The organism is Geobacillus sp. Y412MC52, assembly GCF_000174795.2.
Taxonomy (GTDB): domain Bacteria; phylum Bacillota; class Bacilli; order Bacillales; family Anoxybacillaceae; genus Geobacillus; species Geobacillus thermoleovorans.
The window spans coordinates 2,899,913-2,922,038 of sequence record NC_014915.1; the positions used below are offsets into that span (position 1 = coordinate 2,899,913).

At 50.9% G+C, this 22,126-nt stretch carries 19 protein-coding genes, 4 pseudogenes and 1 other annotated feature (1 of these 24 only partly in view); of the genes and pseudogenes, 12 read left to right on the top strand and 11 right to left on the bottom strand.

Features of this window, described 5'->3' with window-relative positions; all coding sequences use genetic code 11:
* Window positions 1-141, bottom strand: a binding site (T-box leader); it reaches 84 nt to the left of the window's first position.
* Window positions 142-296: 155 nt separating this feature from the next.
* Window positions 297-3,047, top strand: a complete 2,751-nt coding sequence (locus GYMC52_RS14225; protein WP_013524354.1) for a transglycosylase domain-containing protein — start codon at window positions 297-299, stop codon at window positions 3,045-3,047.
* A gap of 353 nt (window positions 3,048-3,400) precedes the next feature.
* Here GYMC52_RS14225 and acsA read toward each other — a convergent pair whose 3' ends face one another.
* Window positions 3,401-5,116, bottom strand: coding sequence for an acetate--CoA ligase (gene acsA / locus GYMC52_RS14230; RefSeq protein WP_013144457.1), 1,716 nt, complete (start codon window positions 5,114-5,116; stop codon window positions 3,401-3,403).
* Window positions 5,117-5,290: 174 nt separating this feature from the next.
* On the opposite strand from acsA, the gene GYMC52_RS14235 reads away from it, so the two are divergent.
* The 8 genes and pseudogenes from GYMC52_RS14235 (at window position 5,291) to GYMC52_RS14265 (ending at window position 10,801) form a co-directional block, all read left to right on the top strand.
* Complete coding sequence (locus GYMC52_RS14235) at window positions 5,291-5,923, top strand: GNAT family N-acetyltransferase (protein WP_011232281.1); 633 nt, start codon at window positions 5,291-5,293, stop codon at window positions 5,921-5,923.
* Between the two features lie 92 nt (window positions 5,924-6,015).
* Window positions 6,016-6,660, top strand: a complete 645-nt coding sequence (locus tag GYMC52_RS14240; protein ID WP_013524355.1) for an acetoin utilization AcuB family protein — start codon at window positions 6,016-6,018, stop codon at window positions 6,658-6,660.
* Complete coding sequence (locus GYMC52_RS14245) at window positions 6,657-7,826, top strand: acetoin utilization protein AcuC (protein ID WP_013524356.1); 1,170 nt, start codon at window positions 6,657-6,659, stop codon at window positions 7,824-7,826. The genes GYMC52_RS14240 and GYMC52_RS14245 overlap by 4 nt, the downstream gene beginning before the upstream one ends.
* A gap of 319 nt (window positions 7,827-8,145) precedes the next feature.
* A pseudogene (locus GYMC52_RS20420) lies at window positions 8,146-8,342 on the top strand (IS1634 family transposase); the annotation flags it as partial.
* Window positions 8,341-8,535, top strand: a pseudogene (locus GYMC52_RS20295) (hypothetical protein); the annotation flags it as partial. The pseudogenes GYMC52_RS20420 and GYMC52_RS20295, both read left to right, overlap by 2 nt.
* An 81-nt stretch (window positions 8,536-8,616) precedes the next feature.
* Window positions 8,617-8,976, top strand: coding sequence for a helix-turn-helix domain-containing protein (locus GYMC52_RS14255; protein ID WP_049777079.1), 360 nt, complete (start codon window positions 8,617-8,619; stop codon window positions 8,974-8,976).
* A 16-nt stretch (window positions 8,977-8,992) separates the two neighbouring features.
* Window positions 8,993-9,250, top strand: coding sequence for a transposase (locus tag GYMC52_RS20045; RefSeq protein ID WP_230982705.1), 258 nt, complete (start codon window positions 8,993-8,995; stop codon window positions 9,248-9,250).
* Between the two features lie 363 nt (window positions 9,251-9,613).
* Window positions 9,614-10,801 carry an IS701 family transposase gene (locus tag GYMC52_RS14265; RefSeq protein WP_013524357.1) on the top strand — a complete coding sequence of 396 codons (1,188 nt, stop codon included), beginning with the start codon at window positions 9,614-9,616 and terminating at the stop codon, window positions 10,799-10,801.
* Here the strand turns inward: GYMC52_RS14265 and GYMC52_RS14270 are convergent.
* A complete protein-coding gene (locus GYMC52_RS14270; RefSeq protein ID WP_041469272.1) occupies window positions 10,776-11,297 on the bottom strand; it encodes a hypothetical protein in 522 nt (173 codons plus the stop codon). The two genes, GYMC52_RS14265 and GYMC52_RS14270, sit on opposite strands and share 26 nt — an antisense overlap.
* A gap of 150 nt (window positions 11,298-11,447) precedes the next feature.
* On the opposite strand from GYMC52_RS14270, the gene GYMC52_RS14275 reads away from it, so the two are divergent.
* The 3 genes from GYMC52_RS14275 (at window position 11,448) to GYMC52_RS14285 (ending at window position 13,996) form a co-directional block, all read left to right on the top strand.
* On the top strand, window positions 11,448-12,326 hold the full coding sequence (locus GYMC52_RS14275; protein ID WP_013523048.1) for an IS982 family transposase: 879 nt from the start codon (window positions 11,448-11,450) through the stop codon (window positions 12,324-12,326).
* Window positions 12,327-12,383: 57 nt separating this feature from the next.
* Window positions 12,384-12,710, top strand: coding sequence for a winged helix-turn-helix domain-containing protein (locus GYMC52_RS14280; RefSeq protein WP_230982706.1), 327 nt, complete (start codon window positions 12,384-12,386; stop codon window positions 12,708-12,710).
* A 98-nt stretch (window positions 12,711-12,808) separates the two neighbouring features.
* Window positions 12,809-13,996, top strand: a complete 1,188-nt coding sequence (locus GYMC52_RS14285) for an IS701 family transposase (protein ID WP_012820647.1) — start codon at window positions 12,809-12,811, stop codon at window positions 13,994-13,996.
* Window positions 13,997-14,349: 353 nt separating this feature from the next.
* Here GYMC52_RS14285 and GYMC52_RS14295 read toward each other — a convergent pair whose 3' ends face one another.
* The 9 genes and pseudogenes from GYMC52_RS14295 to murC form a co-directional block, all read right to left on the bottom strand.
* Window positions 14,350-15,636 carry an MFS transporter gene (locus GYMC52_RS14295; RefSeq protein WP_230982707.1) on the bottom strand — a complete coding sequence of 429 codons (1,287 nt, stop codon included), beginning with the start codon at window positions 15,634-15,636 and terminating at the stop codon, window positions 14,350-14,352.
* A gap of 129 nt (window positions 15,637-15,765) precedes the next feature.
* Window positions 15,766-16,146 (bottom strand): annotated as a pseudogene (locus tag GYMC52_RS19420) (helix-turn-helix domain-containing protein); the annotation flags it as partial.
* Window positions 16,147-16,156: 10 nt separating this feature from the next.
* Window positions 16,157-16,716, bottom strand: a pseudogene (locus GYMC52_RS14305) (DUF6431 domain-containing protein).
* Window positions 16,717-16,915: 199 nt separating this feature from the next.
* Window positions 16,916-17,908, bottom strand: coding sequence for a catabolite control protein A (gene ccpA, locus GYMC52_RS14310; protein ID WP_013524359.1), 993 nt, complete (start codon window positions 17,906-17,908; stop codon window positions 16,916-16,918).
* A gap of 304 nt (window positions 17,909-18,212) precedes the next feature.
* Window positions 18,213-19,295, bottom strand: a complete 1,083-nt coding sequence (locus GYMC52_RS14315) for a bifunctional 3-deoxy-7-phosphoheptulonate synthase/chorismate mutase (RefSeq protein ID WP_013144453.1) — start codon at window positions 19,293-19,295, stop codon at window positions 18,213-18,215.
* 211 nt (window positions 19,296-19,506) lie between these two features.
* Window positions 19,507-19,836: a bacillithiol system redox-active protein YtxJ gene (ytxJ, locus tag GYMC52_RS14320; RefSeq protein WP_013524360.1), complete on the bottom strand. Its 330-nt coding sequence runs from the start codon at window positions 19,834-19,836 to the stop codon at window positions 19,507-19,509.
* A 5-nt stretch (window positions 19,837-19,841) separates the two neighbouring features.
* Window positions 19,842-20,237 (bottom strand): YtxH domain-containing protein, encoded by a 396-nt coding sequence (locus tag GYMC52_RS14325; protein ID WP_013524361.1) that lies wholly within the window; start codon window positions 20,235-20,237, stop codon window positions 19,842-19,844.
* Window positions 20,238-20,252: 15 nt separating this feature from the next.
* The gene (locus GYMC52_RS14330; RefSeq protein ID WP_013524362.1) at window positions 20,253-20,666 is read right to left on the bottom strand and encodes a DUF948 domain-containing protein; all 414 of its coding nucleotides are present in this window, start codon (window positions 20,664-20,666) and stop codon (window positions 20,253-20,255) included.
* A 145-nt stretch (window positions 20,667-20,811) separates the two neighbouring features.
* Window positions 20,812-22,116, bottom strand: coding sequence for a UDP-N-acetylmuramate--L-alanine ligase (gene murC, locus GYMC52_RS14335; RefSeq protein WP_011232289.1), 1,305 nt, complete (start codon window positions 22,114-22,116; stop codon window positions 20,812-20,814).
* Window positions 22,117-22,126: the final 10 nt, after the last annotated feature.

The window sequence follows — 22,126 nt, forward strand, 5'->3', positions numbered from 1 at the left end:
CGGATGGCTACTAGGTGCCAAAACCGTTCGCCATCGCTGCTCAGGGAGGTAATTCACGCCTGCCTGTGGACTGGCTCGCACCGTCCGCCAGCTCTCTGCACCAGGGAGACAGCCGCTACTTATTCCCATCATCGCTTTCTCATATGAAATATATACATTCTTATTACCATAGCAATGCACCCGCTGTCAACCGTAACGCTTTTCGCACAAACGGCGAAAAATCAGCAAAATTCCACAATGTTTTCCCTTCCTATGGTATACTTATATATAATGACTTGCCGCATAGGGGGGCTGGCATGAAGCGAAACCAACTTTCCATTTCTCTTGAAAAAGCGTGGCATTATTTTTCCCTTACATACGATGTGGTTTGGAACGTCATCTTAATTTTGCTCATCGCCGCGCTCTGCCTCATTTGCTTTTCCATCGGCGCCGGCGCCGGCTATTTTGCCTTTTTGGTCAAAGATATGCCCGTTCCCTCGCCCGACGAGATGAAAAAGGAGATTTACAGCTACGGCGAAACAAGCCATATGTACTTTGACGGCGGCGTGTATTTAGGGCGGTTCCGGTCTGACCTCGACCGCGAGGCGGTGCGCCTGTCCGACGTGTCTCCGTACGTCGTGCAAGCCATTATCGCGACCGAAGACGAACATTTTTATGAACATCACGGCGTCGTTCCGAAGGCCGTCATCCGCGCCGTGTTTCAAGAGCTGACCAACTCGCCGGTCAAAAGCGGCGGGAGCACGCTCACGCAGCAGCTCGTCAAAAACCAGATGTTGACGAACGAGGTGTCGTTTGAGCGGAAGGCGAAAGAAATGCTGCTTTCGCTTCGTCTGGAGAAATTTTTTTCCAAAGAAGACATTTTAGAGGCGTATTTAAACGTCGTTCCGTTCGGCCGCAATTCTTCAGGGCGCAACATCGCCGGCATCCAAGCCGCGGCCCAAGGCGTCTTTGGCGTCAACGCCAAAGAGTTGAATCTCGCTCAAGCGGCGTTTTTGGCCGGGCTCCCGCAAAACCCGTTCGTCTACACCCCGTTTGCCGCTGACGGCAGCGTCAAACCGGACCTCTCGGCGGGATTGAAACGGATGAAAACGGTGCTTTACCGGATGAAACGGGCCGGCTACATCTCGGAAAAACAGTATAAGGAAGCGCTTTCCTATGATGTGGCGAAGCATTTGGCCGCCCCGAAGCCGTCGCCGTTTGAACAATATCCGTTTTTGACGATGGAGATTGAGCGGCGGGCGAAAGAGGTGCTCGCCGAGACGTTCGCCAAGCGCGACGGTTATAAGCCGGAAGAAGTGCAGCGCGACCCCGCTCGTTTCCGCCGCTATCTCGGCGAAGCGGAAAAAGAGCTGCGCCAAGGCGGATATCGGATTTATACGACAATCGACAAAAAGATTTATGAACAAATGCAGCGCATCGCCGCCCGCTACCCGTATTACGGAAGCGACAATGTGTATTACACCAAAGACAAGAAAACAGGAAAAACGATCCCCCATCGCCAACCGGTCGAAGTCGGGGCGATGCTCATCGAAAACAAAACGGGAAAAATCATCAGCTTCGTCGGCGGACGCGATTATGGGCGCGAGCAGTTGAATCACGCCACCCAGGCGCACCGGTCCAACGGGTCAACGATGAAACCGCTCTTAGTATACGCGCCGGCGATGGAGATGGGCGTCATCCAGCCGGCGACGATCATTCCTGACTTGCCGCTTTCGATCGGTTCGTATACACCGAAAAACGCGGACGGAAAAACGCACGGGCTCGTCACAGCGCGCTATGCCTTGCAGCAATCGTTCAACATTCCGGCCGTTCGGACGTATCGAAAAATTCAATCCCGCCATCCGATCGACTATTTGCATAAAATGGGGATCACGAGCGTTTCGAAGCAAGAAGAAGCCAATCCGGCTTTGGCGATCGGCGGGACGCACATTGGCGTCACGGTCGAGGAAAACGTCAACGCCTATGCGACGTTCGCCAATTACGGATCGTTTGTGGACGCCTACATGATTGAGAAGATTGTGGACAAAAACGGAAAGATCGTTTACAAACATCAAAGCAAACCCGTCCCGGTGTTTTCGCCGCAAACGTCGTACTTGATGATCGATATGATGCGCGACGTGCTTCACGGCGGAACGGCCTCGTCGGTGCCGCGCTACTTGACCTTTTCCGCCGATTGGGCGGGAAAAACCGGGACATCGCAAGACAAGCGCGATTCGTGGTTTATCGCCGTCAATCCGAACGTCACGTTCGGCGTTTGGATCGGCTATGACCGGCCGGCGCCGCTTGAGTCCCGCTACAAAGGGCTTTCCTACAGCCAGCGCACCCAGCTGTTATGGGCGCGGTTGATCAATGCTGCCTATCAAGAAAACCCGAAGCTCATCGCTCCGCCGAAGCGGTTTCTCATGCCAGGCGGCATCGTCCGCCGCGCTTACTGCGCCGCGAGCGGCTTCAGCCCGTCGGCCGCGTGCGAAAAAGCCGGGCTCGTCCGCTACGATCTGTACAATACGAAGTTTGCGCCGCGGGAAGGAAGCGGCGAGGAAGTGATGGAAAGCCGGGTCGTCGTCATCGGCGGACGCCGCTATGTGGCGCTTGAGACGACGCCGGAAGAGTTTGTCACTCGCGAAGTGATCGTGAATCCGAAGCTTCTCGCCGATTGGGGGATCAACGGAGAGGGGCAGGCGGGCGATGCATCGCTCGTCTCCACATTAAAGGAAAACGGCCGTCCTCCGGCTCCACCCGCCGCTCGGCTTGCAGGGGGCAAGCTCGTCTGGAATCGCCATAACGAGCCGGATGTCATCGGCTACCGCGTTTATCTAGTGAACGAAACGGGGGAACGACGCCTCGCCGCCGCTGTTAAAGCGGACGAGGCGGCCTCGTTTTCGCCGCTGCAGCCGGGCGCCGCGTACTGCGTCACTGCTGTGGACATCGCCGGACAGGAATCGGCGCCGTCGAACCCCGTTTCGCTGCCGTCCGCCTCGCCGCCCAATTCCGGTCATCAAAAGAGCGGCGAGCCGTCTTCTCCCCCGCCGTCGGGTGACGTGGAGTGACAAGGAGCTGACCCAAAAGATTGTCTTTCTTTGATTGGCTTTCTTTAGAAGATGCCATTCGTTTTGAACAAAGAGTTGGCGCGTATATATGGTGATCGAAAAGGGTGTCCCGATCCTTGTTGGGACACCCTTTCTTGTTTTGTGAAGATGGGGAAAGCACAACGATTTTCGGCAAATGGATGGTTCTTAAGCGAAGAGGAAACGGGCATGTATCAGGTTTTTCAAATGGAGACATCACGCTGTTGGCCGCATTTTCCGTTCCATCACCGTCTTTGCAGCCGCCCCGCTTCGGCCTCAGCCTGAAAAGAACAACAGCGCCTGGAACAGCGGATGTTCCAGACGCTTTTCGCTCATCAGTCTTCCATCGTCGACAAATCGCCGGTCGGCAAGTTGAGCTCCCACGCTTTTAAGACGCGGCGCATGATTTTCCCGCTCCGCGTTTTCGGCAGTTTGTCGCGGAACTCGATCTCACGCGGCGCGGCATGAGCGGCGAGCCCTTTTTTGACGAACTGGCGGATGTCTTCTTTCAGTTCCTCGGACGGCTCGTACCCTTCGCGAAGCGCGATGAACGCTTTGATGATTTCCCCGCGCACCGGATCCGGCTTGCCGATGACGCCGGCTTCGGCAACGGCCGGATGCTCGACGAGCTTGCTCTCCACTTCAAACGGCCCAACGCGCTCGCCGGATGTGTTGATGACATCGTCAACGCGGCCTTGGAACCAGAAGTAGCCGTCTTCATCCATGTAGGCCGAATCGCCGGATACGTACCAGTCGCCGATAAAGTACGATTCATATTTTTGCGGGTTGTTCCAAATCGTTTTCATCATCGACGGCCAGCCTTTTTTGATGGCCAAGTTGCCCATCCGGTACGGCGGCAGGACGTTTCCTTGGTCATCAATGATCGCCGCCTCGACGCCTGGGATCGGTTTCCCCATCGATCCCGGCTTGATTTCCATGCACGGGTAGTTGCAAATGAGATGCCCGCCTGTTTCCGTCATCCACCACGTATCATGGATGCGGCGGCCGAACACTTTCATCCCCCAGCGGATGACTTCCGGGTTGAGCGGCTCGCCGACGCTTAAAATGTGGCGGAGCGAGCTTAAATCATATTTTTTCACGACTTCATCGCCGGCTCCCATCAGCATGCGGAACGCCGTCGGCGCGCTGTACCAGACGGTGACGCCGAAATCTTGGATCGTTTGATACCAAGCATCCGGGCTGAAGCGGCCGCCGACGATGACGCTTGACGCTCCGCACAGCCACGGGCCGAAGATGCCGTACGACGTCCCGGTCACCCACCCCGGGTCAGCCGTGCACCAGTAAATGTCATCTTCTTTTAAGTCGAGCACCCATTTCGCCGTTTGATAGTGCTGAATCATCGCGTTATGGACGTGCAAAACGCCTTTCGGCTTGCCGGTCGAACCGGATGTGTAATGCAAAATCAAGCCGTCTTGGCGGTCGACCCATTCGATGTCGAAGTGCTTGCTTGCCTCATTCATCCGCTTTTTCAAATCGATGTACGGCCCTTCCTCGACAATGCCGTCGCCAACCAAAAAGACGTACTTCAACTCCGGCAAATCGCCGACCGGCACGCGCGGCAAGAGCTCCGGCGTCGTCACGATCGCTTTCGCCCCGCTGTCTTCGAGGCGGTCGCGCACCGCGCCTTCCATGAACGCCTCAAACAGCGGACCGACGATGGCGCCGGTTTTGATGATGCCCAAAACCGCAAAGTACAATTCCGGAGAGCGCGGCATGAACACGAACACACGGTCGCCTTTCTGAATGTCCGCCGCCTGTTTTAAGACGTTCGCCACTTTATTGGACATCTCTTTCATTTCTTTGAACGTATATTTCTCGTTCCGCACCGCGTCGCGGTAATAGAGCGCCACTTTATTTTTACGGAACGACTCAGCATGGCGGTCGATCGCCTCATACGCCATGTTGACTCGGCCCGTTTCATGCCAAGAAAACTCTTTCTCCACTTCCGACCATTGAAACTGTTTATATGTTTCTTCGTAGTTTTTCAAATTGTAGTCCCCTTGTATGACGGGAAGCCGTTCTGTGTTCATTCTCCGATCCCCCTTATGTAAGTGATTACATTTCTATTATAGTCGATTGAAAACCATTTCTCAATTTTTAAAATATTCCTTGTCCCCGCTTTTTTGAAATTTTTTTGAACCGCGCCAGCCGGCGCCATTTTTATGTATAATGGAAGCAGAACGACCAATTCAGGTGGTGGACGAATGGAACATAAAAAAACGTATAACGCCAAAGAGCTGAAAACCCCGAAAGGAACGCTCCTCATTGAAGGGCCGGTGACGCCGGAAGCGTTGGCCAGCTACGAATTCCACCATGACCTCACTTCCTTCCGCCCGCCTGCCAAACAGCACAAAGCGTTGATCGAAATCGCCAAGCTGCCGGAAGGGCGGATCATCATCGCCCGCCGCGGCGAGGTGATTGTCGGATATGTGACGTTTTTGTATCCCGATCCGCTTGAGCGTTGGTCGGAAGGGAACATGGAAAATTTGCTCGAGCTTGGCGCCATTGAAGTCATTCCGGAGTTCCGCGGGTTTGGCGTCGGAAAAAATTTGTTGATCGTCTCGATGATGGACGACGCCATGGAAGACTACATCATCATTACAACTGAATATTACTGGCATTGGGATTTAAAAGGCACGGGGCTGAACGTATGGGAGTACCGAAAAGTGATGGAGAAAATGATGAACGCCGGCGGGCTCGTCTGGTATGCGACCGACGACCCGGAAATTTGCTCCCATCCGGCGAACTGCCTCATGGTCCGCATCGGCAAACGGGTCGACGCCGAATCGATTCAACGGTTCGACCGGCTTCGGTTTATGAACCGCTATATGTACTAGCTGAAATTCTCGGCTGTCCGGACGTTTGCGCCCGCCTTGTCGGTTGCGGGCGGCGCGCATGAAATGCCACGCACAAAGGGGAGAGGAGAACGATGCTTGTCGAACAAATCATGAAAGCGCCGGTCGTGACGCTTTGTCCCACGAATACGATCGCCGAAGCGCTGCAGCTGCTAAGACATCACCGCATCCGCCATCTGCCGGTCGTCGACGGGGAAGGACGTCTTCTGGGGCTTGTGACGAGCCAAGATTTGCGCGACGCGAGCCCGTCCATTTTCCATCTTCATGAACATCTTGAAGACTTGCAAAAACCGGTCAGCACGATTATGAAAACCGACCTCATCGTCGGCCATCCGCTCGATTTCGTCGAGGAGGTGGCGGCGCTCTTTTACGAACACCGAATCGGCTGCCTGCCGATCGTCAATCACGGGAAACTCGTCGGCATCATCACGCAAACGGATTTGCTCCGCACGTTCATTGAATTGACCGGCGTTCACCAGCCGGGGTCGCAAATCGAGATCAAAGTGCCGAACGAAACCGGCATGTTAAGCAAAGCGGCGGCCATCATCAGCGAGCGCCATGTGAACATCGCCAGCGTCTTGGTGTATCCAGCTCCGGATCCGAATGAGAAAATTTTAGTTTTCCGCGTGCAGACGATGAATCCGCTTCCATTGATCCGCGATTTGCAAAACGCCGGCTATCACGTGCTATGGCCGAACTTGCCGGGGGTTACGTCATGAGCCGAAACTGCGCATTCGTCTATAGCGAGCAATTTCTTCAGTACAAATTTCATGACGACCATCCGTTCAACCAGCTGCGGGTCAAAATGACATACGACTTGCTTTGCACGCTCGGCGCGCTCGAAGACCGCCAGATCGTCGCCCCGCGCATGGCGACCGATGACGAGCTGGCGCTCATTCACGACCGCTCCTACATCGAGGCGGTGAAAGCGGCCGGGCGCGGCGAACTGTCGGAAGCGGCGGCGCAAAACTACGGCCTTGGCACCGAGGATACGCCGATTTTCCCAAACATGCACGAAGCGAGCGCTCTTTTGGTCGGCAGCACCCTCACCGCCGTCGACGCGGTTCTTTCCGGAGCGGCCGAGCATGCGCTCAACCTTGGCGGCGGTCTGCACCACGGCTTCCGCGGCAAAGCATCCGGCTTTTGCGTCTACAACGACAGCGCGGTCGCCATTCAATACATCCGGGAGAAATACGGACTGCGCGTGTTGTACGTCGACACGGACGCCCACCACGGCGACGGGGTGCAATGGGCGTTTTACGACGATCCGAACGTTTGCACGTTTTCCATTCATGAAACGGGGCGCTATTTGTTCCCAGGGACCGGAAATGTCAACGAGCGCGGCTTAGGCGCGGGCTACGGCTATTCGTTCAACATTCCCGTTGATGCGTTCACGGAAGACGAATCATGGATCGCCGCCTATACGACCGCGCTTCGGGAAATCGCCGACTTTTTCCGCCCGGATGTCATCGTGACGCAAAACGGCGTCGACGCCCACTATTACGATCCGCTCACCCATTTGTCGGTGACGATGAAAACGTACCGCGCCATTCCGAAGCTCGCGCACGAAATCGCGCATGAATATTGCGGCGGACGCTGGATCGCCGTCGGCGGCGGCGGCTATGACATCTGGCGCGTCGTGCCGCGGGCATGGGCGCTCCTTTGGCTCGAGATGACGGGACAAGCCGATGTGTCCGGCCCGCTGCCGGATGAGTGGCGCGAACGTTGGCAACCGCTTTCACCCGTCGCGCTTCCTCTTGAGTGGGACGACCCGGATGACTTGTATCCCCCGATCCCGCGCAAGGCGGAGATCAGCGAAAAAAATGCGCAAACGGTGGAAAAGGCGTTGTATTTCATTCGCAGCCAGAAGTCGAGACAACCATAAAAAACGCCGCCTCCCTTGGCAAGCAGGGGAGGCGGACTCGTATTTTGCGTTGCCCTTCGTTCCAATCACATGCTCACCCATCGCCTTAGTCGGCAAGCATACAGATTTCCCTTGCTGGCGGCTGCATGCAGAGCCAATTTCCTTCACTCTACCCGAGTTCGACTGTTTTGAAGCCCTTTCAGGCAAATAAAAATGGCCAAAATGCGGTTATATCAAGGATTTCGCGATACGGATCCTAGAAAAAAACGTTGAATTTCATAGGCACACGACTTGGCAATTTATCCTTTCAAAAAAGCCAAATATTGTTTATCATATAGACATGTACATACGACGAGTCACACGCAAAAACAAAGACAGAACGACCGTGACGTATCTCCAGCTTGCTTACAACGAATGGGATTCGAAGCCAAATAGGCGAAAGCAAAGGTGATAGATTCGTTTGGGTGCGAAGACGAGGTGGATCGCGCTGTCTTGGAACGTCTGGCCAAAAGCATTTCGCGATTCCTTTCCCCTGACTCATGAATCAAGGCCAAAAGTAAGAGACGAATGCGAGCGTCTCATGCTTGGACATTTTTCTTCCAAAAACGGCGACCTTTATCAACGAACCGAACTGACGACCAAACAAGCTCAACTCTTTACGGCTCTAGGGCTGGAGCCTCCTCCGAAGATCCTAGGCATCCATCCTCGCGCCTATATACATGCTCATTGAAAAGTTAACCTTCGTATAAGTGGTGCCCACTCCGGTTATACTGTTCCTAAGTAAAAGAATGGAAAAGAAGCGGAATTCTGCATGAAACGTCTCAAAATCACCAACGATCACGGATGGACACCTCGGACACTTCGCAAACAGGAACGGAAAATCAAAAACACCCTTCTTCGCCAACGGGTGATGGCGGTTCACCTAGTCATGGAAGGCTATTTGGGCAAAGAGGTGGCCTCCATGGTCAAGGTGTGCCGCCAAACCGTTTCCCATTATGTGTCGCTGTTTAACGAAGGCGGCTTTGAACTCCTGCTTCATCGGGATTTTGCCCCTGGGCGGGAGCCGTTTCTCACCGAAGAACAGCAGGAAGAGATCAAACTGGTGAAAGGCGATCCGGATCGACAAAAGAATGTTGAGAAACAGATCGACTTCATAAAAAAACTTAATTGATCCTGATACGGTCTTGTTGTACCTTGATGAAACCCATATCCGCTCTTACCATGTCCTGCGGTCCACATGGTCGGAAGTCGGCCATCAAAAACAAGTGCCGACGTTCGGCCATCATGCCCACGTATCGCTGTTGGGCGCGGTCAACATCCACGATGGCGAAACGGTGCTTCATCAATTGCCTAGTCGCTGTCGAACTCGGGATATAGAAAAAATAAACATCCCGATGGTTACTGAAATTCTGTTATATCTTACAATAAATTACACAATATTATAAGCTAAAACACTATTCTTTACTGAATCAAGGTGTTTATATATAGCTTGAATCATATTCTCAATTAAAGTTTCATCAAAAGAAGCATTAAATAAAGATTTACAATAAGATTCAATACCTTTATCGTTACTCTGTAAAAAGGCTCGAATCTTACGGTCAAGAATATCTAATTGTCCTTTATACTGTTCATACATGAAGATCGCAAGCATGGCTGCAATATTTTCGACAACTAGTTCTTTAAAATCAAACTGTAGATGAGCAAATTCACTAACATAAATTGACAACCAAACAAAAAAGGAGACATGAACCGGACTCCTTGGATAAAATAGATGTGCTCACAACTACCTACAAGGAGGTTCATGTCTCATGAATAGATTAGCACATCACCAAGGAATCTACAAGTTTTTCTTCACGTTGGGGTTGACGCTGCAACTTTCCAAACCGGTCTTGAAGCACCTCGTTCACCTTGTCGATGCCTTGACCACCAAGGGATTCTCGGGAACGTTGACCGATGTCCATCACTGGAGCTTTCATCCGAATCATCGAACGACGCTCAGTCACTTTTTCACGAAAAGCCCTTGGAACGAGGAAAGGCTGCTTGGGAAGCTTCAAGAGTGGATCCTTTCCCAGGTCGAACGACTGGCCAAACGGAAAAATCAACCCCTTTTTGTTTCAATTGATGATACGATTTGCCAAAAAACGAAGCCTTCGTCACGGGCTGCACACGCCATTCAAGGGTGTGATTGGCACTATTCGCATAAAGATCATCAATCGGTTTGGGGGCATTCGCTCGTTTGGCTGATGGTGCACACCTTCACGCAGGCGTTTCCGTTCGCGTTCCGCTTGTATGACAAGAAGGCCGGAAGAAGCAAAATCAACCTGGCGATGGAGATGCTTTCCTCGATCAAGGTGAAGCTGACTCAGCCGGTGTATGTGCTCATGGATTCGTGGTACCCGTCCAAAACGCTCATCGAAGCCTGCCTGAAAAAGGGATTCCATGTCATCGCCATGCTCAAGACGAACCGGATTCTTTATCCGAAAGGCATCGCCATCCAAGCCAAGCAGTTCGCCCGCTATGTCGAGCCCCAAGACACCCGCCTCGTCACGGTGGGGAAGGAGCGTTGCCGCGTGTATCGTTATGAGGGGGCGATCCATGGCCTCGATGATGCGGTGGTGCTGCTGGCTTGGAAGGCGGATCAGCCGATGACGCCGGAACATCTCCATTGCGTCTTGAGCACCGACCGGGGGCTCGGGGACGAAGACATCTTGCGTTACTATGCTCAGCGTTGGACGATCGAGTGCTTTTTCCGGCAGGCGAAAGATCAACTGAAGCTTGATGGATACCGGGTCCGCCACGTTCGGGCGGTGAAACGGTATTGGGCGGTGGTGCTCTTGGCCTCTGTGTACAGCATCGCCGAATCCCGACAAACCCTCTCCGCCGGGCTGGAGCTTCTCCGGTCGCGGAAAGACCACAGCGTCGTGGAGTTCATTTATGACGCCGCGAAGCAAGGAATTCCCATTGATGTGATCAAAAAACAGCTCCGTATCGCGTAAGGGGTACCCTGTTTGTCTCTCTAACTATGGAAATTATTGTAATGAAAAAATGCTCATCTACAGAATCAAAGATAAAAGGAGGATTGAGGAAAATATTTAAGTAAGAATTCTCTTCATTCTCAAATGATACATTCGGTAATAATTTCTTTTTGGTCTCTTTACGTATCTCAAGAAATGTATCTAAGTCTAAATGGAAATTCTTTTGAATATGTTTGATCACATTGTGCTCTAACTCAAATACTCCAAAGGAAGAGGTAATTAACTTATTTAATCGATGTAAATAATGAAACAAGAAGGCCTCTTTCATATCCTGTTCGATTGTTTCATCGTTCAATAGACTTACATTAAAAATAATTTCAGTAAGAATCGCCAATGATTCGTTTATCACTTGCTGACTTTTATTGAAGAAGTTGGAATTATACTTTTGATTGTAATAGGAATGTCCAATTTCATGTACTAAATTTTGTAAGGCTGTCATGGAATCAAAATAGTCCACTACAATCCTACTTTCCTTTGTAAGAGGGAAGTAGTATGTTTTATAACCCGTGGTGCTAGATAAAACTCAGACAAGCATAAAAATAGCCCTTGCTGGCGGATCTCCAGTAGAATGAAAGTGTCACCCAACATTCGAAAGGAGAGATCCCCCATGCAAGAGCACTTTCATTTTACTACAGATCCAGCCAAACTTCAAAAACAATATGCCGCTATTTTCTGTTTTGTTTCTGCTCAACTGTCGTTGATTCAAATGTATCTTCATCGCCGCAACCGTCACTTGGTCAAGCAAAAAGACGAAGTGGTCATGGCGGTTCACCTTTTGGGGAAGCTGCTGGGCTTTTCTTCTGAACGAGCCTGGCATCGCTTTGTCACGGGAAATTTGTTCACAAACGGCTCGTTTCTTGAACGCTCCCGATACAACCGCCGCTGCCGAGCGCTTGGCTTCGCGGTCAAATGGATTCGTCATGAACTAGCCAAACGTGGCCAACACCATGCTTATGCCGTTGTCGACAGTTTGCCTCTTCCGTTGTGCCATCCCGCGAGAATGCAGCGCGTCAAGCGATTTCGAGGGATCGCGGATATGGGGTATTGTGCTTCCAAAAAGCAATGGTACTACGGTTTCAAGCTGCATCTTCAAGTGACCAATCAAGGGCTGGCCATGGGCTATGTCGTGACGGAAGCGTCCTGCCACGACGTCAAAGCGGCTGAAACGGTGATGACTCAAATCCCTCATCCCTACAACTTTGGAGACAAAGGGTACATCAGCCGCGCTCTTCGAGAAAAGCTGTATGAAGAACACCAAGCCGCGTTCTGGACACCGTCTCGACACAATCAAAAGCACGGCCCATCCAAGGCATGGGAAGAATGGATCAGGAAAAAACGCAAAGTCATCGAGACGGTGTTTTCGATTCTCGTGGACCAATACCGGATCACCGACATTCGGGCGAATTCCATTGCCGGGTTTGAAGTGGCACTCGATGGCATCTTGGTGGCTTATTCCCTGGTCACACTAGGGCTGGTTGAGCGCTGACGCTCAACTAGCACCACGGGTTTGGTATACTTTTATTTAGTAGAGAGGTGAAAAAAATTGATAAAAAATAGTTTGGATGTAGCAAAGTTGCTGTTCGATCCTAGGATAGATAAAATACTGAAATGTTTTAAATATACGCCTAAAACGGTCAAAGAAGCTGCTGAGGAATTAAATGAGAAACCTTCGCGATTATACTATCACATTAATAAATTAGTTGATTTAGAACTACTAAAAGTGACAGAACAGAAGATGGTAAACAACTTTATGGAGAAATACTATTCTTCCGCTCACCTGTATAAAAGTGACTCATACATGAGTTTTGAAGGAGAATTTGCAGTTAAAAATAAAGACTTCTTAATTACTGTAGATGAGCAAATTCACTAACATAAATTGACAACCAAACAAAAAAGGAGACATGAACCGGACTCCTTGGGTAAAATAGATGTGCACAAAACCCATTCACACAAGGAGGTTCATGTCTCATGAATAGATTAGCACATCACCAAGGAATCCACAAGTTTTTCTTCACTTTGGGGTTGACGCTGCAGCTTTCCAAACCGGTCATCAAGCATCTCATTCATATCGTCGATGCCTTGACCACCAAGGGATTCTCGGGAACATTGACCGATATTCATCACTGGAGCTTTCATCCGAATCATCGAACGACGCTCAGTCACTTTTTCACGAAAAGCCCTTGGGATGAGGAAAGGCTGCTTGGGAAGCTTCAAGAGTGGATCCTCCGCCGAATCGAGCGCCTGGTCGAGCGAAAGAATCAGCCTCTTTTTGTCTCGATTGATGATACGATTTGCCAAAAAACGAAGCCTTCGTCACGGGCAACGCACGCCATTCAAGGGTGTGGTTGGCATTTCTCTCACAAAGATCATCAATCGGTTTGGGGGCATTCGCTCGTTTGGCTGATGGTGCACACCTTGACACAAGCGTTTCCGTTTGCGTTCCGCCTGTATGACAAGAAAGCGGGAAAAAGCAAGATCGACCTGGCCATCGAGATGCTTTCTTCGCTCAAAGTGAAGCGGGCTCAGCCGGTGTATGTGCTCATGGATTCGTGGTATCCGTCCAAAAAGCTCATTGAAGCCTGCTTGAAACAGGGATTCCATGTCATCGCCATGCTCAAGACGAACCGGATTCTCTACCCGAAAGGCATCGCCATCCAAGCCAAGCAGTTCGCCCGCTATGTCGAGTCCGAAGACACCCGCCTCGTCACGGTGGGTCAGGAGCGTTATCGCGTGTATCGCTATGAGGGGGCGATCCATGGCCTCGATGACGCGGTGGTGCTGCTGGCTTGGAAGGCGGATCAGCCGATGGCGCCGGAACATCTCCATGTCGTCTTGAGCACCGATCGGGAGCTCGGGGACGAAGACATCTTGCGTTACTATGCTCAGCGTTGGACGATCGAGTGCTTTTTCCGGCAGGCGAAAGATCAACTGAAGCTTGATGGATACCGCGTTCGCCACATTCGGGCGGTGAAACGGTATTGGGCGGTGGTGCTGCTCTCCTGCGTGTATAGCATCGCCGAATCCCGACAAAACCTCTCCGCCGGGCTGGAGCTTCTTCGGTCGCGGAAAGACCACAGCGTCGTCGAGTTCATTTATGACGCTGCGAAGCAAGATATTCCCATTGATGTGATCAAAAAACAGCTCCGTATCGCGTAAGGGGTACCCTGTTTGTCTCTCTAACCATGGAAATTATTGTAATGAAAAATGCTCATCTACAGTTAATTAATCAAATTCTGTTCAACATTAATCAAGGAATTAATGTCTTTAAATCCGACCTCGAAAATCAATCGGAAACACCCCAATCCAATGCCATGTATTCACAATTTGAAGTTAATTTGACCATGGAAGAGTGGCAACATATTCATAATGAAATTAGGAAGTTGGTCAAGCAAAGGGACAAAACCCCATCTTCAGAGACAAATGAGTATTCATTTATATTACTCTCCTACAACAAAAATCATCAGTCAAAATCCTAAAAAGAACCGACTTTTTAGTCGGTTCCTTTTTCTTTAAGATTCTTCAACAGAAACACCCTTCATTTCTTCAATACTACTTTTTTCATTTTTGATATGTAGAGATTTGTAATACTTTGTTAAAGGAAACACAAGGCTAAAGACAAGGAGGCAGGCTCCCCCAATCACAATCGCCCATATGGAACCAATATGATTAGCGATAAATCCTCCTGAATATAAACCTATTAAACTACTTAGGTTTATCACAGTTATGAGGATTCCAGTCACCCTGCCTAGTATTTCTTTCGGTACAGATTGCAATAGTAGGCTATTAACAGGAACATTAATGAAAGTATTAGTAAATCCGATAATCGCAAGCCAAATATAAACAGGTACTAATGGTAAAAGAAGGTGTGCTTTGTAGGTAGGAATAACCAAAAAACACATGATACCAATAAAAATAAAAGTAAATATAACTAAGCTACTTGATTTTATTTTTTCCATAATCTTCGGAACGAGAAGTGATCCAACCACAGCTGTAAATCCGAAAACAGTCTGAAGTGTACCGAAATGTAGCTCCCCTACTTTAAAGTCATTGAGCAATAAAGGATAAATATTTGTGTTGATGAAACTAAAAACAAAGATCCCTACAATCAACAGACTAAACAATCCAATAAGCACTGTACTGGAAGAGATAGTTTTAACTCCTTCTTTCAAAGCTTCTTTATAGGATTGTTTTTGCCTTTCACCTTCTTTAGAACATATATCAGTTGGTATTCTAATGAAAAAGAGAATTAGAGCAGAGAGTAAGAATGTTAATGAATCAAGAATTAGCATAAATGAATAGTGCTTGGTTAATAGTAATACCCCACCTATCGATGGAGCAATAATTGATATAGCCATCGTGGTGGATTGAGAGAGGCTTACTGCATTCGGGATTGATTCATTATCCATAATCCTTGGTATGGTGGCTGATTTAGCAGGTTCAAAAAATACTGTACCTACTCCTAATAACAAAGTAAAAAGGATGAGTAAAACAAGAGAAGACTGAGCAAAAATCATCCCTATTAAGATGACAAATCTATAAATATCTGCTAAAATCATTACTCTTTTCTTCGGAAATTTGTCGATAATAGGACCTACAAATGTCCCCAATATTACATTCGGCAGATAACGTGCTATCAATACATAGCTAAACACCAATGGACTATCGGATGTCTTCGAAGCAAGATAAAGAATGAGCAACGATGTAATTCCGTCTCCTAACTCAGATATTACCTGCGACAACCAAAGTTTTCGGTATGATGCGTTTTTTAGAATACTAAACAAATTTAACCCCTCCATTTTATTTTTTTTTAATGATAAAAATATTTTAAATGATTATTATTACCAAGTAAAGGGGTTACTGCTTCCGTGAAAATGCGTGCGCCTAGATGAGTCATTTTCATGCCGGGTGGAGGGCAAAACGTTGCCTATGAGAATTTTCTTTAATTTTCCATTAACTCGAATCATGGGCCCGTGGGATAAGTCCCCTTGCCATAGCTCATTGATCTGGTCATACGCAAAGCGTTTTCGCTCCGGCATCGGCAAGATTTCTTTTCCCACCAGGTTGTGTTTTTTCAACAGTCGGTATATAGTAAAGTATGAGAGGGTGGTGGGAATGTCCCCCTGCTTGGTGAGTTGTTCGTAGAATAGGGTCACGGGCATGGTGGGATGTTCCTTCCTCAATGCTAGAATATGATCCTCATCATCGGGGGACAGACGTCTGGAGCGGCCGCGGTCCGAACGGCGCTTCGGCTTCAAGACGTCGAAGCCCCCTTTTTTGTATCGGGCGCACCAATCCAGAATCGTCTTCTCCAGAAAATCAGGAAGCGATTTGATTCGCAAACAGATGCCATCCTTCGTGTGTCCACAGGTCTTGGATGATCGAGCCCCCCCGTCCCTCCAAGGTCTGCATCCACCAGACCGCCCGTTCTGTTCTTGGGTTCCCCACAGGGCCGATGATCCCCCACCTTCTCGCCGCCGCGTGATGCAAGCGGGAGAGATTCCGTAAAAATCCTCGGACATAAAACAAGATGACCTCCTTAGCGGGACAGACGATCTGTTTGGTCTTCGCTCCTTGTCTTGACGTTTCGAGCCATGCTTTGACCGCTTGCCAGATGACCGACCGTGTATATTGAACATACGGGAGGAGGAAAGAAGGCAGCACACTCACAGTTTTGCGGCATTCTCGCGAGCGTATCGTGCGATCCAAAGGCGATACTCCCCCTCTGCCGTCAACGCATAGCGTTGGTAGTATCCGTGACGGCGCAAGGGGCGGCGGGATGGACAGTGGGGACATTGGTTCACGTCGGGAAAATCGTTCCCTTTCCCACGATCCGTATACGTTTGAATGTCAATGCCAAAGTCGTGAAACTGGATCACACTTCCTCCCCCCTCCTTAAAACGAATGGAAATCTTCGTCCGAAACAATTCACAAAAAAATTAGCACATTCCTTCAGAAAAGGGGAGAGGGCTTTCTGAAAGAATGTGCAAAAAAAATAGACGTTTTGTGCTGAAATAAAATGATAATTTACAATACAATAATGAAAAAAGAGCCGATCCAAGGGATCAGCTCTTTTTGTCATCGCGTCGACTCCCGCACTTCAAGCCGGTGCGGCAAGACAACGATATGGTGGTCCACTGGCTCTTTGTTCATATACTTCGTCAAGAGCCGCATCGCCACCGCTCCGATGTCGTACATCGGCTGCACGACGGTCGTCAGCCGCGGCCGCACCATCGTCGCCAATCGCGTGTTGTCAAAGCCGACGACTTCCAGTTCATCCGGCACGCGCACCCCGTGGTCTTGGGCGCTGTGGATGATGCCGAGCGCCATTTCGTCCGTGCCGGCAAACACTGCCGTCGGCCGTTCGGCAAGCTCCGTGATTTTCTCATACGCCTCCAAGCCGGAGTCGTACGAGTTGTCGCCCTCAATGACGAGCTCTTCCTCATACGGCGCGCCGTGTTCCTCAAGCGCGCGCCGGTAGCCAGCCAACTTCCGCTGGTTGATCGGGTCGTCAGTCGGACCGGTCACATAGACAATGCGGCGGTTTCCTTTTTCCAGCAAATACGTCACGGCTTCAAACGCCGCCTGCTCGTAGTCGATGTTGACCGAGGGAATCTCGTTCGGTCCAATCGTCGCCGCAAGCACGATCGGCACCGACGATTTTTGAAATTCGGCGACGTGCTCTTCGGTGATCGTCCCGCCCATAAACAACAGGCCGTCCACTTGCTTGGCGAGCATCGTGTTGAGCAAATGCAGCTCTTTTTCTTTGTTTTGGTCGGAGTTGCTCAAAATGATGTTGTACTTGTACATCGTGGCGATGTCCTCAATGCCGCGCGCCAGTTCGGCGAAGAAAATGCTCGAAATATCCGGGATGATCACTCCGACCGTCGTCGTTTTTTTGCTGGCGAGCCCCCGCGCCACGGCGTTCGGGCGGTAGCCGAGCCGTTCGATGGCCTCAAGCACTTTTTTCCTCGTCGACGGTTTGACGTTCGGGTTGCCATTGACGACGCGCGAGACGGTCGCCATCGAGACGTTCGCCTCCCGCGCCACATCATAAATCGTTACCGTCATTTTGTTTCACTCCTTTTCGCTCGATCCGATAACCGGTCAAAATCCGAATGTATGTACAACTATCATACGATACATTATCGCCAACTCGCAACGAAATCGCAACCATTTTGCCGGTTTGTTCACAAACCGTTCACGAGTAGTTTATCCGAAATCGGCCATCGGCATGAAAGAGAAGCCGTCATTTCACTGTCTTCTTTCGGCAATCGGCTTCCATCCGCACCCAAAACAGAAGACGTCCCCAACACGATGGGACGTCTTTTCATGTGGAAATGTCGCACCTTGCTTTTTTGCCGGCCTCGCTCTCTTACGCCCGAACGAACTGACGTTGGAACGCGCGCACTTCTTCCATAAACTCGTTGAATTGGGCGATGTCCATTTGCTGGGCGGAATCGGACAAGGCGACGGCCGGGTCCGGATGCACTTCGGCCATGACGCCGTCGGCGCCGATCGCCAAGGCCGCTTTGGCGCACGGGATGAGCAGATCGCGCCGCCCCGTTGAGTGGGTGACATCGACGAACACCGGCAAGTGCGTTTCTTTCTTCAAAATCGGCACAGCCGAAATGTCGAGCGTGTTGCGCGTCGCCCGCTCGTACGTACGGATGCCGCGCTCGCACAAAATGATCTGCCCGTTTCCTTGCGACATGATGTACTCAGCGGCGTTGATGAATTCTTCGATCGTCGCCGCCAAGCCACGCTTCAGCAAAATCGGCTTATTCACTTGGCCGGCTGCCTTAAGCAGCTCAAAGTTTTGCATGTTGCGCGCGCCGATTTGGATGACGTCAATATAGTCCAAGGCGATTTCAATGTCCGCCGGCGTGACGATTTCACTGATGACCGCCAAATCAAACTCATCGGCGATCCGTTTCAAAATTTTCAGTCCTTCCACGCCGAGCCCTTGGAAATCGTACGGCGACGTGCGCGGTTTGTAGGCGCCGCCGCGCAGCAGCTTGATCCCTTGTTTTTTCACGGCCTCCGCCACCGCAGCGACTTGTTCATAGCTTTCCACAGCGCACGGGCCCATGACGAAATATTGATTGCCGTCGCCGATTCGCTCGCCTTTCACTTCAACAATCGTGTTTTCCGGATGCTTTTTCCGTGAGACGAGAAGCGCCTTGCGGTGATCGTCTTCCTGCAGCTCAAGCGCTGCTTTAAAAATTTCCTTGAAAATGTGCTGCAGCGTCGACGTTTCAAACGGCCCATCGTTATGCTCGGAAATGAGATCCAACATTTTCCGTTCGCGCACCGGGTCGTAGCGGTGCGTCCCTTGCGCTTCTTTAATTTTTCCGATCTCCTGAACGAGCCGTCCCCGTTCATTGATCAGTTTCAACAGCTGCAAGTTGATCTCATCGACTCGCGCCCGCAGTTCGTCTAATCTCTCATTGCTCATGCTTTTCTCATCCTTTCGCCAAGTGTAGTGCATTGTTTTCGCCGCTTGCCGGCAAGCGGCGCCCCCGTCTTGGAGAGCGAAGTCGTTTAATTAGTGTTTATTATAATCGATGGAGCTATCGTTGTCACGAAAAAAATGCTTTTTTGATTAAACGCTTTTAAGCAATAAAGCAAAAAGTGTGCAAAAAACCGCCCGCAGTAAAGGCGGACGGTCAAGCGCCGACATGCTCCGAGAGCGCGCCATACGTAATGGCCCAATGGGACGCATGCCAGACGACGCGGCCGTTTTCAAACAGCAGCACTTGCGGCGACTCGTGTTTCACCCCGGTCGTTTCGGCGATATAGTTGGAGAGCGGCCGCGCCTCTTGGACGTACAGACAATATATGGGAAGCTCTGGATGGTCTGCGGCGAACTTCTCGCATTCGCCAAACGCCGCCTGGCTGATCGGGCAGGTGAGGCTATGCTTGACGAACAAAAAACGCTCCGTTTCCTTCATGACGCGGTCAAACTGTTCGATCGTCTCCAGCTTCTCCATTCCCATCTCTCTCACTCCGCTTCTTTTCGCGATGTGATGTTTTGCTCGGCGTCATCAAGCGCCGCCTCGGCTTCCTCAAGCAGCTTTTGCAGCGTTTCCCGGTCGGCTGGCCCGGCGGATGGCGGAATCGGAATCGTCGCCTCCTTGGCTTCCTCTCCATCGTTTTCCCCGCCAGCTGGCGCCGGCGAGGATTTCAACGGAATGAAGCTGGCGATTTCCTTCGTTTTCTCTTTCGCCGTTTCGATCCATTCCGCAGCCGTATCTTTTACGGGCTCCCATCTGCCTGCATGATTCCACTCCTCGAGCCATTTCCGCCCTTTTTCGCTCGTCAAAAACAACGCAGTAGCCGCGCCGGCGATGCCGCCGACAAGCGCGCCAAGCAAAAATCCACCGTTATTTTTCGCCATTCGATACACCCTCCTTTAACGATTGTTTTTTCTCCATTTTTCCCTTAAATCGAGCAAAACATTTGTCCAGCGCAAGGCCTTCACCCATTTTCCTTGCCCCAGGCCCGCCCGCGCCGACAAACCGGCAGCCGCCTGCCGAAGCGCGCGGTTGAGCGAACGGATCGTGCCGCCGATCTCTCCGACCGCTTCGATTGCGCCATTTAGCGTTTCTGCTTTTTTTTGCACATCGCTGGCGATGCCGTTGGCCGTATGGAGAAGTTCACGAACTTCTTTCGCCACCGTTTGCACTTGCTCATCGGCATGGTCGATCGCCGCCGTCAGCCGGCGCAGCGTTTCCTGCAAAACGATGAGCGTCTTGGCTATGTAAACGACAAGCAGCAAAAAAGCCAGCGCGATGAGCGCCACGCTTCCATACAAAAGCCATTCCACCCGATTCCCTCCTTGCCCATTCGAACGTTTCATTCCCTTTGTACCCATCTTTTCCCGCTTTCAAACTTCGACATAGAAAAGACGGCTTCCTTTTTGAAACAGGAAAAACGGGCCATCTTCATCACAGCCCGTTCCCTGTCGGCCGTCAGGCGGAAAGAACGGCCCGTTCGTACGCTTGTTGAAACTTTTGAATGTCGCCGGCGCCCATGAACACCAACACCGCGTCTTGATGCTGCTTCAACACGGCTACGTTTTGTTCCTCAAGCAGCTGGGAACGCGGAATTTGCGCCTGCAAATCACGGATCGTCAGCTTGCCCTCATGTTCGCGCGCCGAGCCGAAAATGTCGCACAAATACACGTGGTCCGCTTGCAGCAAACTTTCGGCAAACTCGCGCAAAAACGTCTGCGTCCGTGTATACGTATGCGGCTGAAAAATCGCCACCACTTCGCGTCCCGGATATTTTTGCCTTGCCGCCTCCAATGTCGCCGTAATTTCGCGTGGATGATGCGCATAATCATCGATCAGCACCTGACGGCCGACCGTTTTTTCACTGAAGCGGCGCTTCACGCCTTGGAACGTTTGCAGCCGCTTGGCGATTGTGCCCGCATCCACCCCTTCGTAGTGGCAGAGGGCGATCACGGCGAGAGCATTCAATACGTTATGAGTGCCGAAGCGCGGAATGGCAAACGAAGCGAAAAATGTGTTGCGCACGAACACATCAAACGCCATCCCTTCCGTCGTCTTGACGATATTGCGCGCCTGAAAATCGTTTTCTTCGCCGAATCCATAAAACAAAATCGGCACTTTCGCCTGAATGTTCGGCAAATACGGATCATCCCCGCAGGCGACGATCGCTTTTTTTACTTGATTCGCCATTTGCTGGAAAGCGGAAAACACATCATCGACATTGGCAAAATAATCTGGGTGATCAAAGTCAATATTTGTCATGATCGCATAATCTGGAAAGTAGGAAAGGAAGTGCCGGCGGTATTCGCACGCTTCAAACACAAAGTATTTGCTCCCTGGCTCTCCTTTTCCCGTGCCGTCTCCGATCAAATAGGACGTTGGATGGGCTCCTTGCATCACATGGGCAAGCAACCCCGTCGTCGTCGTCTTTCCATGCGAACCGGTCACCGCGATGCTCGTAAACTTGCCTGCCAGCTGGCCTAAAAAGCGATGGTAACGAATGACAGGCACACCAAGCTGACGGGCTGCCTCGATTTCCTCATGCGTATCCGGAAATGCGTTGCCGGCAATGACCGTATAACCTGGGCGAATATTGTCTTTCGAAAAAGGCAGCACCGGGATTCCCCGCTCTTCAAGCGCCTTTTGCGTGAAAAACCATTTCTCTACATCCGACCCTTGCACCGTATAGCCAAGGTCATGAAGCACTTGCGCGAGCGCGCTCATCCCCGTGCCTTTAATGCCTACAAAATGGTAAGCTGTCATCGTTAAGCCC

What these genes read in the sequence shown, in the direction of transcription:
- GYMC52_RS14225 (WP_013524354.1), top strand. Translation starts at nt 297, where the DNA reads ATGAAGCGAAACCAACTTTCCATTTCTCTTGAAAAAGCGTGGCATTAT.
- acsA (WP_013144457.1), bottom strand. Translation starts at nt 5,116, where the DNA reads ATGAACACAGAACGGCTTCCCGTCATACAAGGGGACTACAATTTGAAA.
- GYMC52_RS14235 (WP_011232281.1), top strand. Translation starts at nt 5,291, where the DNA reads ATGGAACATAAAAAAACGTATAACGCCAAAGAGCTGAAAACCCCGAAA.
- GYMC52_RS14240 (WP_013524355.1), top strand. Translation starts at nt 6,016, where the DNA reads ATGCTTGTCGAACAAATCATGAAAGCGCCGGTCGTGACGCTTTGTCCC.
- GYMC52_RS14245 (WP_013524356.1), top strand. Translation starts at nt 6,657, where the DNA reads ATGAGCCGAAACTGCGCATTCGTCTATAGCGAGCAATTTCTTCAGTAC.
- GYMC52_RS14255 (WP_049777079.1), top strand. Translation starts at nt 8,617, where the DNA reads ATGAAACGTCTCAAAATCACCAACGATCACGGATGGACACCTCGGACA.
- GYMC52_RS14265 (WP_013524357.1), top strand. Translation starts at nt 9,614, where the DNA reads ATGAATAGATTAGCACATCACCAAGGAATCTACAAGTTTTTCTTCACG.
- GYMC52_RS14275 (WP_013523048.1), top strand. Translation starts at nt 11,448, where the DNA reads ATGCAAGAGCACTTTCATTTTACTACAGATCCAGCCAAACTTCAAAAA.
- GYMC52_RS14285 (WP_012820647.1), top strand. Translation starts at nt 12,809, where the DNA reads ATGAATAGATTAGCACATCACCAAGGAATCCACAAGTTTTTCTTCACT.
- GYMC52_RS14295 (WP_230982707.1), bottom strand. Translation starts at nt 15,636, where the DNA reads ATGGAGGGGTTAAATTTGTTTAGTATTCTAAAAAACGCATCATACCGA.
- ccpA (WP_013524359.1), bottom strand. Translation starts at nt 17,908, where the DNA reads ATGACGGTAACGATTTATGATGTGGCGCGGGAGGCGAACGTCTCGATG.
- GYMC52_RS14315 (WP_013144453.1), bottom strand. Translation starts at nt 19,295, where the DNA reads ATGAGCAATGAGAGATTAGACGAACTGCGGGCGCGAGTCGATGAGATC.
- ytxJ (WP_013524360.1), bottom strand. Translation starts at nt 19,836, where the DNA reads ATGGGAATGGAGAAGCTGGAGACGATCGAACAGTTTGACCGCGTCATG.
- GYMC52_RS14325 (WP_013524361.1), bottom strand. Translation starts at nt 20,237, where the DNA reads ATGGCGAAAAATAACGGTGGATTTTTGCTTGGCGCGCTTGTCGGCGGC.
- murC (WP_011232289.1), bottom strand. Translation starts at nt 22,116, where the DNA reads ATGACAGCTTACCATTTTGTAGGCATTAAAGGCACGGGGATGAGCGCG.